Genomic DNA, 14,209 nt, shown 5'->3' with positions numbered 1-14,209 from the left:
CAAACGTACTGCACGAGAGTCTTTTACAACGTCAGCTGCCCACGCTCCTCCTCGGTCAGCTGCTGTTTCGCCTGTTCATCCAGCGCCCCGGCGCCGAGCACCTGCACCGGGCTGTCCGGGTTATAACCCGTCGCTGGCGCGCGAGTGGCGCCATCGCGCGACGGTGCCAGTTGCTCGTTGCCGAAGCTAAGTACCTGCACGGTGAACACCGAGGCCTGGTTCTGCCGCGCCGCTGCCTGTTGCTGCCGGGCGACGTCTTCCGCCGCTTGGGTCGCGGAGGATGCTGCCGAGCTCGCCGAGGTGATTGCGCCGGTATTCACCGCCGACACCACCGGCACGCCGGTCGCTTTGCCCTGCACCGAAATGTTCGCGGCGTTGACCACCGTCAGCGCGGCGATGTTGACGTTGCCCGACACGCGAATCCCCGCCTCGCCGGCATCGATGGTGCCCAATGGCGCGATCAGGTCGATGTTGCCCGGTGCCACTTCGGCGATCGGATTGAGCGTGGCGATACCGGCGCCGGTACTCGGCACCGACGGCGACAGCGTGACGTTGCCCCAATTGTCGTAGACACGTTTTGGCGGCGTGTAGACCACGGTGGTTTTCGAGCCGCGACCGGCGTTGATATCGCCCTCGGCGGACCAGCCGAGAATCGAGCCGCCGAAGGTGGTCATGATCCGGCTCTGGCCGAGCAGGATGCTGCCTTGCGAATACAGCTGAATGTCGCCCGAACCCTGAGTAATGATCCCCGCCGTCGACGGCGGCGCCGCGCCTTCGATGCCGAACACCTGACCACCGCCCGGCGTGAGCATCTGGATATCGCCGCCAAACAGCGTCTTGACCCCGGCGCCGCCGTACATCGTGATATCGCCGTCGTAGCGAATCGGATTGCCGGCGACATCAGTGGTCGGGAACAGTGCCGCAATGGCGTTGCGACCGCGCAGGTAACTGCCTGTGCGCGGACCACTGGCATCGGTGTATTCCAGGCCACCGGCACGCAATTCGGCGAAGTACACCTGGCGGGCGAAGATCGCCTGTTCGGTACTCGGCAGTGCGGCGAAGAACGCTTGCGCCTGTTCGTCGCCACCCTTGAAGCCATAACCGAGGCTCAGCCAGCTCTGCAGTTCTTCGACGTAGGTCTTGACCACTTTGCCCGGCTGCGCGCTGAGGGCCACCGCTGAATCCGCGACGTTTTGCGGGTTCAGATAACGCGCAATGAACCGTGAGTAATCCGGCCCCTGCGCGCCCGCACCCGCTTGCATTACGATGCTCGCACCGGGGCGCTGATCACCTGCCACGACAGGGCCGAGGCTGGTGATGCTGGCGCGATCTTCCATCAGGATATTGCGCCCGGCATTGACGTCCAGAACACCCGGGCCGGCAATGTCGAAGCTGCTGTAGAGAATGTCTCGCCCGGCCGAAATCCGCGAAATGTCGCGCGCATCGTTATGCACGAACAGATTGCCGGTAGACGCGATCTGTTCGTTATTGCGACCCATGCCCCCAACGGGCGCAAACGTGGGTTGCCCCAAATTGGTACCGGACGCCACGATGTCACGCCCCGCCACCATCCACACCGGGCCTGCCGATTCATACCAGGTGCGCTTCGTGGTCGCGAACGCCAGCGTTTCGCCCGTGCGAATTCCTACCAGGTCACCGGTCAGTGCATAGAAGCGCGCCGGCCCCTGAACACTGCTCAACCCCGAGTAGCTATCGGGACCAAAGGCAAACAGTGGATAGCGCGAATTGGTTTGCGCCAGCACACCATCGCTGCCGGCGTTGGTCGTGATCGGCCGAGCGGACTGGTTGTTGCCGTAGCCATTGAACGCGGGTGCAAACGGTGTGGCGAGCGCCGCTGGGCTGGACCCTGACTGGTTGATGGCGTAGCCGCCGGCATAGATCGAATCCCCAGCGATCAGTTCAAGCTGCCCCGCGCTGGAAGGTGCCAACAGCAATGACCAGGCCAGAGCCGGCGCCGGGTTGCCTATGCCGTAGGCCGCTGATGGTCCCGCATAAATCGAGCCCTGGCCGGCCACGGCACGCAATATCGAAGGAAAGACGAAGCGGTCATCGGTCGGTGACCCGTTAAGCCCGGCGACGGGGTCCTGCCCGGTGGTTTCCATCAACTGGGTGCTGGGCGTCAGGTTGCCGCCGGCCGAGAACAAATCGATGGCCGTGTGATCGGTCCACAGCGAGAAACCACTCAAACCGCCACCGGCATGGTAAATGCCATCCGCCGTGGTAAACGGTGTGGAGTTCTGCAACCTCACGCGGCCCGGATCGGCGGCGCCACCCAACACCAGATCGCCGCGGGTGTTGAGGCGCATGCCGGAGTCACCGGGAATCAGCACCAGCCCACCACTGGCATTACTGGCCGTCGAGTTGAACGGGTCGAAGGCGCGCGTTTCCCGTGGGTCATGAAACAGCGCCGAGGCGCCGTACTGCAGATTGATACCGCCCAACGCGGCGCCCGTCAGTTGCGCCGCACCGCGCAGGTTGATGAGCGCGCCCTGCAAGTCGTGCGTCGGCGTGCCGGTACCCGCCAGGCCGGCACGTGCCTGCAGAGACGGATTAAGGACACCGCCCAGACGAATATCCAGGTCTCCGCCACCGGTCAGTTGCAGCTTCCCGTCACTGCCCACGCGGCCCGTACTGCCGACAGCCACGATCAACCCCTGACTGCGAGGGTACGACGCATACCTGTCGTCGCCCATGGTCTTGAGCATGCCAGCATCCCCGCCGGCGCTCAGACTGATGTTGCCGCCGCCCAGCGTACCGAACCCGGTAAAGCCCACCAGATAAGGTCTCGTTACCTCGCCCAGCGCTGGCAATGGCTGCGCAGCGTAGCTGCCGAAATTGATCCACCAGGCAGTCGGTACATCGTTGTTGCCGGTGCCCTGGCGCCAGAGCCAATTGCCCACCGCCACACTCGGCACCTGCTCCCGCGTACCGTCGCCCGTAGCGACCGAGCGACGGCCAAGCACGTCACCGGACACAGACCCGCCGGCATTGATCGTCAGGTTACCGCCCATCTGCGGATACCAGGCCTGATAGAGGTTGGCACTGCCGCCATCGACCCATTTTTCGTAATCGCTGCCAGCGCTGCCCAATACCGAGCCATCAGCCGACAGCCTTCCGCGGGGCTGGTTATAACGCGCGTCGACGTCTGCCGATTGGGTGCCGGCGGTGTAGACGCCGAAAGGTGAGGCCATGCTGAGGTTACCGGCCGCCATCAAATCCAGGTCGCCGGTGCCAGTACGCAAAACGCTGAACATCTGCGTGTGGGCCTGGGCGCTCTTGCTCGGATTGTTTTCAATGCACAGTGCCGGGTCGATGGAGCACCAGAACAATTCGTCATCGTTCATCGGTGTGTAATCCGGCATGCCCATCCAGTTGCCAGGCGCCCACACACTGCGCGCCATGGGCGCGCAAGAACCGGGAGCGATATCACAGAGCACAAGGTATTCCTCGGGAACCGGTTCGTACGGTGTAAAGCCATACTCGTTATCCACCGCCCAGACCAGTTTGCCGGCCACCTCGATCATGCTCACACCATAGTGAGTGTCGGCCATCTGCAAGTTGCCGACGCTGGCCTGAGGTTTCACGCTACGGCTGTCGGCCGCAGTCAGATCGGCCCCTGCCACCATGCGCATCGACCACGACGCACTGCCCGCCGGCAGCATGCTGGCGATCGCCCAGTTTCGACCTTGCTGGTTTCCATTGGCAGGACGCAGGTCGAGGAATACCGTGCCATCGGCGAGCTTAACGTTGGTCATGGAGGGGATCAGCGAACCCCGCAACAGCGCCAACGTTCCGTTCAACACAACACCCACCGTTTTATTGTCGGCATCAACCGCACCCGGCAGCGGCACGCCTTTGGGCCAGAGCAGGGCCTGCAGTGCGGTGGCGTTGTTCAAGCGAATACCTGCACCCAAACGACTGCCGGTCGGCAGGGTCACAGCGTTGTCGAGCAACGTACCGGCGGCATACATCAGGTTACCCGCCGCGTCATGCACATCGCCGGCCAGCGCCGTTCCACTCTGTAACACGTAAGGTGCGGCCAAAGTGCTCTGAACCGGCAACATCGTGCCCGCAGCCAGTGTGGCGGCTTGAATCGGCAGGTCGTAATTCAAGGTGGCGCCAACCGGAAAGAGCGTCCCTTCGGCAAGGCTGACACCACTGCCCGGTACGATCAGGTCACCGCCGAAAGGCTGTATCCCCGGCAACAGTTTCCAGCCAGCGTCGTCCACGGTTTCCGGCGGCGGTGCGAAACCGTCGTTAATGCTGCCGTAGATATCGAGGTTGCCGCCGGCACGGATCAACAGGCTGCCCGCTTCCCCGCTGCCATACACCGAGGTCCGGCGAGTGTGCGGGTTGAGGCTGGCGTAACGGTAGCCGGACAAGTCGAGATCGCCCTGCACCACCAGATCGCCGTCAGCGGTTTTGCTGACGATTTCCACCCCCGGGCGCAGATGAAACGCATCGGCATAGGTCGCATTGTTGAGGCCGGCCAGTTTGCGCTGTAGCAGGTCACTGTTACCCAGCGCCGCATCGATAAAGCCACTGCTGTCTGAGTGAATGCGATCCAGGTAGGCCTGATCGATCACTTGATACGGGCGACCGCTGGCCGCCGGATCGGTGCTATCAGCAGCATCACTGTAACTTCGCACGGCATTCAGCCCGATGGAGCGGGCACCTTGGATACTCAACGTACCGCTGGCATCCACCGCAATGTCACCGCCGCCCAGGCGCGGTGCATTGAGCTCCAGCGTCCCACGCAACACGTCATCGCGTTGTCCCGCCTGGTTTCCAGGCACGGCATCGGTGCCGTGACGCAGATCAATCCGTGCACCAGCGGCCAGCGTCAGCGCGCCGTCACCTGAATTGAGTTCAACCATGGCGCGGTTCGGTGCGTCGATGATTTTGCCGTAGCTGTCGACGCGCAGTACGCGGCCATGGGCATCGAGCAGCGCGTTGCCCGTCAGGTTCAAACCGTTTTTGCCGGCAAGGCGAATGCTGCCGACCCGTTCACCACTGGCATCGATCACCCCGTCCACGGTCAGGTTGCCGTTGTCCACCGAGACATTGACTTCGCCCGCTTTGAGTTCGTTACCGATACGCAGATCGCCCTGCTTGAACTGGAAGCTTCGACTGCCCACTACCCCGCCGGCATTCAAGCGCAGGTTAAGGCTGGCAAAGGCCTGGCTCAAATCACCCGCCAGGCGCTGGGCGCGAATGTCCACGCCACCGGCCTTGTACGGCACCCACGTACCGCCCGCGTCGTAATAGCCACTGCTGCTGCCGACAATCTGCCCTTGCAAATCAACCTGTCCAGCGTCAGTGGCCAGGGCCACAACGTTCAATTGCCCGGCCTGATTGTTGACGGCGGACAGATCGATTCGCGAGCCCGCCGACTGACGAATATTGCCGTTGTTGCTCTGCAACGACACGTCGCCACCCCAGCTGTATTTCTGCACATCATTGAACGGCAGAACCCGGCCCGCCATGTCCATCTGCGCGCCGCTGCCAAGCAGCAGATCATCTTCGGCATTGACCAGCAGCTTGCCGCTGGCGAGGACGATGCGACTGTCGAGCACAACACTGCGTGCCGTCAGGCTCAGTTGCGCACCGAGGGCATCCGCGGCAGCCGTTGTGGCGCTACCACTCAGAGTCAGGTTGTTGCCCGCCTTGAGTTCACTGACCGAGGCGGCCTCGCCGGTCAGCAATGGCGTGCGCAGATTGAGATTGCCGCCGCTGTAGCTGAACCCCTTGACCGCGTCATAAGCTCCTTGGGATTCGTACACCGCCAGACTGCCCTTGTGGTTGGCGGTGATGCGCTCGCTGGCGTTGAAGTTGACGTTGGCAAACCCCAGGGCCAGTCGGTTATTGCGATCCAGGCCATTGGGCTGCGGGTTCGGGCCATAACCCAATTCGATCCGCTGCGCCTGAATATCCAGCGTGCCGTGCCCGTTGCCGGCGCCGTCCTTGACCACCGTACCCGGGGCCTGAGTCGCCCCGTTCCAGATCAGATTGCGGGTGCGGATCGTCGCGACATCGGTGGCAGCGCCCGAGCCGTAGATAGCCGGGCTACCCAACACCAGATTCTGCAAACGGCTCTGGCCGGTCTGCGGATCAATGGTGTCGAGGGTCACGCTGCCGAAAAAGTTGAACGCATCGCGGGCCACCAGACTCAGGGTTTCCAGGGCGGGGGCGCCAGATTGCGTGTCGCCCTGCAACAGGCGATCCAGCACGTTCTGGTTAAGCGTCAGGCCCGCGGGTGCGCGGCCGCTGGCTGCGGCCAGTGCTTGCGGACTGCCGGCATTGACCACACCGACCGAAAGCCCGAGTTGGCGAGTGCCAAAGCGCACGCTTTCGCCCAGTTCGAAGTCTTTGTCAGTGGCGGCGATGATGCTGCCGTTGGAGTACAGCAACGCCGCAGCGGTGCAATCGGCCGTCGGACAGTTGCCGATACGAATGCTCCCGCCCCCGCCATCGGTGGGCGCAAGCACCGGCGTCCAGCCGTTGGACACCACCAGCAGGCTGGAGCGCCCCGGTTCGTAGACGAAACCGGCTGTGGCATCATACGGGACGTTACCTCGCCCCAAGGTATTGACGCCCGCTCCCGCATCGATGGTGATGCCGCCATTGGCGCTGTTACTGCTCAACACAACCTCTGGCGCCGAGAGGATCGCGCCTTCGCGCAGACGAATTGCCGAGGTGTTGCCGATCACCTTGATCGAGCCGCCCTCCGAACCGTAATACACGGTTGGGGTGCCACCGATGGTCAAACGTCCGGCATTCAAGCGGTTGAGGGTGTCGGCGTACAGCGATACACCGTCGAACCCTGGCGTTCGCGTATGCCCGGCACCGAGAATTTCAAACTCTGCGCCGGTATAACCGCCCTGAACGACCGCCGTACCAATGACCCCGCCGCTGGCAGGTTTGAACAGCACCTGCCCGTTGAAGTCCAGGGCTGAGTCGTGCTCGCCGCCACTGACCATGCGCAGGTGCAGCGTGTTGCCGTCCAGCGGCGTGCGGGCGCGCGGCAGACCGCGGCGGGCAGCATCGTTGAGCACAAATTGGCTGAACCCGGTTTCGTTGTACTGTGAATAGCGCCGCAGCACATCGGCAGACGTCACGATGACCTGGCTGGGCAAACTGTCGCGAATACCGGTGTTGGCAATCGACAGCTGTCCGGCCGTGGTCCACGAGCCATTGCGCAACTTCAACGCACTGTCCATCGGTCCCGCAATCGCTTGACCATTGATTTCGACCCGGAAGGCGCCCGGTAACAAGGCAAAGGTCGATGGCAACAAGGTGTAGGTGCCGGGTGCCAGTCCGGCAACGCCGGTCCCGAGGGTGATCTGCTGGCCGATACGCGGGTCGACCGCGCCGGCCTCGGCCAGCATCGGCGCATAGCGGCTCTGGTCACCGGCCACGATTGCATACACGGGGTTGCTGGCCAGCCCCGGCAAACTGAAGGTGCCATCGGTGGCATTGCGTACCAGCGGATTGAAACGCGCATCGGTGGAGCCACCTCGTCCGGAGACAAAACCGGCACCGCGCAAATCGCCGCCGCCCGAAAGGTCGATCACCGCCCCGGCCTGCACATTGGTGTATTGCGCATCAAGGATGACCCCGGAGGTCGCTCCGGCAATGCCATTCAACATCACCGACTTACCGTTGTACCGATAGTCGATACCGTCGGTGGTTCCTCCATAGGGCATGACCAGTCCGGCGGCGCTGACTGAAGTCACGCTGCCCGGCAGAAGGTGAAGTTCACGGGTTTTGACAATGACGTCATCACCCAGGGATATCAGCCCCAAAGGCGCACGAATGACGCCGCCCTGCTCGATCTGTCCCGCACTGAGTGTCAGGCTGCCGAACACCGAGTAAGGCAAAGCGGTCGGCGCCGCCCCGTGATTGCCGATACGCAACGTATGCTCCGGCACCGATCCGGCCATACTTTGATAGCCCACTCGCACCTCAGCCGAGACGCCACTGGCCGGGTAGATCTGCGCAGCCCGCATGTGCATGTCACCCGCAGTCCACAGACGGCTGCGCTGCTGTTCATCGGTTGGCGCGAGGAAGCGCAGGTCGCCCTGGCTGTCGAGCGTGACCAGACCAAAGCCACGGCGGCTGACCGCCAGCGCCGGTGCGGCCGATTGCACGAGAGTCCCTTCGGTGCCGAATGAAAGCGAGTTGCCCACGTCCAGCAGGTTCGCGCTGGCGGTGAATTGCGCGCCGGACAACTGCGCTGTCGGATTGCTCATCACCCGCGGACGCACTTTGACTTCCGAGCTCAAATAGGTGCCCAGCCCTGACAGGCGCAGGTAAGGTGCGCTGAGGTTGACCCGGGCGCTGTCACTCGCCGACTCGGCCAATGAAAGAGAACCGGCGAACAGGCTCAGGCCCTGTCCCATGTGCAGGTCGACATCGCCGTCGAACGTCATCAGACCGTTGCTCAGCAGACTCACGCTGTCGAAGCCACCGCTCATCAGCTGATCGGCACTCAAGCGTGTACGCCCGTAGCGTAAAAGTGGCGAAGCCTCACCCGCTCGCAGCGGCTGCGGCAGTGCCGGCGCGGGCCCTTGGACAATGATCATTTCACGTGGCACGCGCACCGCATTGCTCAAGTTTGCGGGACCGTACGCCGGTGTATCCAGAGCGATCTCCAGACGCCCGCCCGCCGCACCAGCACCGCCAGCATTGGCCTGCAGACTGCCCTCGATGAACAGACCATTGTAGGAACTCAGGGTGATCCGTCCGCCATCGGTGGCCACACGAGCGGGGCCTTGCCCACCGCTATCGAGCACGGCTTGCGCACCAGACGCTTCCAGTCGCGCACCTTGGCGGACGATGACGTAAGCATCGGCAGCGGTCGCCGTGATTTTCTTCACATCGATCTCGCCACCGACAATGATCGAGCCACCCTTGCCGACCTGGCCGTAGACGCGGCCCAGCGCATCGACAGCGGTCGCTGCCCGACCGGCGACATCGATCAAGGCATGTTCACCGATCCAGATCGAACGGTTGTGCGGGGTCGGATCGGCCTCTTGCAAGGACGTCGCCACATCAATCGCGCCGAACTGCTGTTGACGGATATCGACAATACCGCCCCAGGCGTTGAGTTCACCATCAAGCGTGATCTGGCCTGCCCCGCGCAAACCGATGCGCTGGCCGGGATCGACACTGATCCGTGAGCCTTCGCCAATCGACAACGGACTGCTGGCGGGATCAATCAAGCCAGCAAGCGTCGCGCCGGCCTGCAATGCGACAGAAGCGCCGGCCCTTTGCGTCAAGACGCCCTTGAGCGGGTCTTCCTGGAATAGCGCGGGCGTCCATAGCTCCAGCGCAGCGCGCGGCGACATACCGGACACAATGGTCGAGGCGGATTCGCCAAATCGATAGACCGGCATCTGCACATCGATCGCGCTTTGCGCAGCGACCTCCAGCCCCTTCAGACCGATGATGTTGTAGGCGCTGAACCCCGTGCGGAACAGCTCCGGCGTCAGGCGCAAGGTCTGTTCTTCGGCCACTTCGCCGGAAGCGCCGATCCGCACCTTGCTGGCCTGCACGGTCAAGGTGCCGCCGCCGTTCACGCCATAGCCCTGCACCTCGCCATCGAGCACCATGCGCGACAGGCCCGGCGCACTGTTGGCGCTGGATTCAAGCGTCACGTCGCCACCCTTGCCGCCACGCGTCTTGCCGTTGGCCAATACCGCGCCGCCCGACGAAACATCGACCAGACTGCCACTGGCCAGCAGAATGTCGCCGGTACTGCGGATCGACACCGTCCCGCCATTGAGGTACGCCAGGCCGCCCGCGTCGTCCGGGTTACTCGACAGGTTGCTCCACAGACCGCGTGTCTGCAGCTGCACACCCTGCGCAACCGTCACTCGCGCTTGCTTGCCTGCTGAAACCTGCAGACTGGTGTCATCACGCCGATCGGTGGCGAGCTGGTTCAAAACGTTGCCCAATTGCAGGCTGCCGCCTTGCGCAATCAGATCGGCATTGACCTGCACGTCAGGGCTGAACAGGGTGATGTTGCCACCGTGATCCACCGTCACGCCTTCATTGACTTCAATCGTGTTTTTCGCCGAGATCTTCAGCGCACCCAGCGCGAAACCATTGAGCAGCCCGGCATCGAGGAACAGTTTGCCTGCGCGTTCTGCCGCGACCGCGTCGGTCAGCCCTGCGTTCGCTACGCTGGCATGCGCGCCCCCCACTTGCACCTGATCGAGCAACGGGGCGAGTTGATAGAGCAGGCCGGCACTGGCAGCGACATAAGCAGCATCGTAACTGCCAACCACCAACTGCCCTCGCCGCGCCCGGGCGGTCTGGGTCTGGGCATAGCCGTCCAGACCTGCCCGCGGTGCCTGGATTTGCCGTTCGCCCTGAAACACCTCACCCAACAGCTGGCCATCCAGCACGGCGTTGCCCGTGGCGATCACCAACTGGCCGGCATCCCGGCCAACGGTGTAACCCGCTTCCTGACGACGCGTCGGCGCGATCAGCGGGCTATAGAAATAATCCGTCTGGCCCCAGCGCTCGCTGTGACTTTCGTAACCTTTATAAAGACCGTTGTAGAGAATATCGCCCGGCGCACGCGACACTTCGTATAACCGCCCGTCCGCACCGCGCAGCCAGCTCTGGCGAATCTCGCCGCCCTGCACATCAAGCGTGCCGCCGGACACATTGATCAGCGAACCTTTTTCGCTGATCACGTCCTTTCCGGAAAACCGCACCTCACCGCCCTGCGCCATCCATTCACCAACGCCATGGCCCTGAGTGCCGAGGTATCCGCCGACCTCCAACAACCCACCGGCGGTGTACCAGCGGTCGGTGGCGTAACCGTTGGTGCCCGCCGGCACGAATACCAGCTCACGGACATCGACCCAAATGTCATTACTGTTGAGCGCGCCGCCCTCGCGATTGACCGGCGCATCACGCTGCTCGTTGCCCTGGACGTTGATCTTGATGTTGTTGTTTGCCATCGCCACTTTGACACCGAGGGCGCCGGACACGTCGATCACCGCCCCCTCGCGCAATAGACTGCGCTGTCCGGCGGCAACTGCCACCTGCCCACCGGTGGCAAGGGTGATCGAGCCGCTTTTGAATTCGACGGTGCCGCCGCTGCCGACGTCGATGCGTGACTGATCGCTGCGGATCCGGTTGTTGGCATTGACGCCGGTCAGCGCGGCCTCGCGCTGGCTGTCCAGGGCGGTGAGATCACTGCTGTCGAGCAGAATCGCACTGACACCATTTTCGCCCAGGGTCACATGGCCTTGGGCATCGCTGGCCGGATTGAGCAGATGCACGGTGCCGCGCGTCGCCACCGAAGTGCTCGCCAGCAGCACACCGTTTTGCACAACGTCGCGGCCGGTCAGGGTGATGTCGCCGGTGGATGCCTGGATCAGGCCGGTGTTGCTGACCTTGCCCGAGCTGTCAGCCTTGAAACCGGGAATGACTTCACTGCCGAAGGTGGTTGAATAACCATTACCGTCGGTGCCCGAGCCCTTGCGGATATAGAAACGGTCCCCCGCACCCAGCACCGTCTGACCTTTGGCCGTACTGATCGAGCCGTCGTTGTGCACGTCCTGGCCGAGCAGCAAGGTATAGCCGCCGGCGTCGGTGGAGAGCGCAGGTTGGTGCGTTTGTATGGCTGCGCCACGCTCCACCAGGACTTTGCCAGCAGCGTCGGTGAAGGTTGGCTGACTGCCGGTGCTGTCGAAATACAGACCCCGATCGCGAAATTGTGCATCGGTCATGTTCGCGGCTGCCGCTACCAGATTTCGCACATTGACCTGGCTGCCACCGCTGAAGACGATGCCGTTGCGGTTGATCAGCATCACCGTGCCGTCCGCTTTGATCTGCCCCTGGATCTGGCTGGCCCGTGCGCTCGGATCGTTGACGCGATTGAGCACCGCCCAGTTGGCCTGCTGGGCAAATTCCACTGTGGTATTGCGGCCGACGTTGAACGTTTCCCAATTGAGAATCGCCTTGTCGGCGGTCTGCTCGATCTTCACCGTGGTCTTGCCGTCGGCCTGGGTTTGTTGCGGGCCTTTGGCGTTCATCCAGCCCTGGCTCAGGCTGTTATCGATCTTCAGGCCGCCCTCGCCCAATCCGTCCGGAACCACTTGCACACTGCCCAATGCGGCGGCACGTCCAGCGGCTTGTGCGGCCTGCTGAGCGGCAATCGCTGCCACGGTGTTATTGAGTGTCTGCAAAGAACGCTGCAACTGCTGGCTGGCCCGTTGCTGCTGTGCCAGCGGTGGGGTCATCCCCGGCAGACCGCTCCCACCCGGACGCGACGCCGAAGCCTGCTGCGCTGCGCCCTTCGCGGCAAACCAGGTGGAACTGAACGCTGTCGCCGCCTCGGCACTGCCCGCCACCAGACACAAGGCGACGGCTTGCGCCAATGGCTTGAGCAGCCACTGTGCGGGATCGCCCGCGCCACGTTTGATCGGCCGGATACGGTTACTGTGACGGGAGGTGCGAGCAAGCATCACTACAGGTCCTTTTGGGTGGCAGGTCGGATCAGCCCTGCTGTTACGACATAGGCAGTTGGCGAGCCTCACGACCGAACGGATGTCACACAAACTTCATGTTCGAGGAGTAAATCGGCAAAAAAAAAACAGCAGCCCGAAGGCTGCTGCCGTTTCATTGCAGTTGAGACAGGGCTTACAAAGGACGACCAATGCCGTTGCAGGCGTTGGCGTTGTTGATGTCCAGGTTATTGCCCGAGGTGTTGGTGATGAAGTTGGCGGTCACAGCGGTTTTCCAGTTGTTGGGAACCGGCGTGAAGCTGTGGGCGACGGTGGCGACGTTGTTGCCCGGGTTGCTGTAGTGGGTGGTCAGGAAGTTGCGCACGGCGGTGGCCACGGCTGCATCTTTGTAGCACTGGCCGAAGATGAAGTTGGTGTAAGCCACAATCGGGTAACCGCTTGCCGGGTTAGGCACGACCGGGGCCCAGCCAGCCGGGTTGGCAGGTGCGCTTGGCACCGGTGCAGTGCTCAGCGCCAGCGTCACGTTAGCGTTGGTTGGCTGGACGCCATTGACGCGGGCAACCACAGCGTTGCTGGTGGCGTTCACGCCGTCCGGACCCACATAGCCGATCGAACCGTCCACGGCGTTCACCGCAGTGGCCACATCAGCGGTGTTGGCTACGCCGACCCAAGTCGATGGCAGCGCGGAACCGGCCGGCAGACGAGCGTTGGTGAAGGTGGAGTTGACGGCGAATTTGCCTGGGCAAACGGCGTTCAGGTGGCGACTGAGGATTTCAGTGGTGCCACTGGACACGCTGCGGTAAACCACACGGATCGGTGTGCTGTCGGCGTTACCCAGCAGAGCGCCCCAAGTGGTGGCGGTGCCCGACAGCGCATCGCACAGTTGAGCGCTGGTCAGGTTAAGCGCGGTCTGACCGGATTTTTTGTACGGAATGGCAACCGAAGTGGCCACCGATGGCAGCTGGATCAGCGGGCCGTACGAAGCACCGAAGTTGGTGGTGTAGGTGCTCAGTTCCGCAGCGCTGAGGATCGAGTCGCTAGCGGCGAAATGCACGGTGCCGGTAGTGCTGAACTGGGCAGCGTTGTTGGTCAGGAAAGCGCTTTTGCCGACACCGCTACCGGTCACGGCGTAGCTGAAGTTGGCAGGCAGGATGCTGTTGGCAGAACCTTTGTACAGCGCGGCAGGCAGCGAGGCACCACCACCGGTAACGGCCATGGCCTGGGCGGAAGCCAGAGCGGCGACGGTCAGTGAGGCGGCGATCAGAGTGCGCTTGAACATGAAGAATCTCCTTTTCAACTTGGTTTGGAACACAGGTTTCGGAAGGCTTGCATGACACCGGGAGGGTCCACCGCAGTGGAGCCGCAGAGAGAAATTCGCAGCTTCCGGTGACAGATAAAGGAAAAAACCTCGGGAGCTGCGCGGGGATTTTGGTGCGGATTTCTCGGGTGTATGCGGTGGGTTGCGGCGCGTCTGGATCGCGGGTTTGGCTGAATCGGGCTGGAGCCGTTGGCGGGTGGTTGCAGATGACAGAATGGAGAACCCGAGGATGAACGGATTGGGGCTCGGGTGGTGCTAAGACTGGTGAAAAAAAGCTGAGTTATCTATTGCCCTGACTGGCCTCTTCGCGAGCAAGCTCGCTCCCACAGGAATTGATGTTGTGAATGCAATTTTCTTCAAATCACCGAACACTGTGGGAGCG

2 protein-coding genes are annotated in these 14,209 nt (G+C 62.8%); both read right to left on the bottom strand.

Features of this window, described 5'->3' with window-relative positions; genetic code table 11:
• Positions 1-23: 23 nt before the first annotated feature.
• A complete protein-coding gene (locus tag QMX86_RS16130; RefSeq protein ID WP_282384390.1) occupies positions 24-12,509 on the bottom strand; it encodes a filamentous haemagglutinin family protein in 12,486 nt (4,161 codons plus the stop codon).
• A 175-nt stretch (positions 12,510-12,684) separates the two neighbouring features.
• Complete coding sequence (locus QMX86_RS16125) at positions 12,685-13,788, bottom strand: substrate-binding domain-containing protein (protein ID WP_071172626.1); 1,104 nt, start codon at positions 13,786-13,788, stop codon at positions 12,685-12,687.
• Between the last annotated feature and the right edge of the window lie 421 nt (positions 13,789-14,209).

The sequence above is a fragment of the Pseudomonas sp. PS01270 genome (genome assembly GCF_029959775.1).
GTDB lineage: Bacteria > Pseudomonadota > Gammaproteobacteria > Pseudomonadales > Pseudomonadaceae > Aquipseudomonas > Aquipseudomonas atacamensis.
Note: the sequence above shows the minus strand (reverse complement) of the source record. Positions and strands in the feature narration are given on the sequence as shown.

Coding starts and splice junctions, on each gene's coding strand:
- QMX86_RS16130 (WP_282384390.1), bottom strand. CDS start 12,509: ATGCTTGCTCGCACCTCCCGTCACAGTAACCGTATCCGGCCGATCAAA.
- QMX86_RS16125 (WP_071172626.1), bottom strand. CDS start 13,788: ATGTTCAAGCGCACTCTGATCGCCGCCTCACTGACCGTCGCCGCTCTG.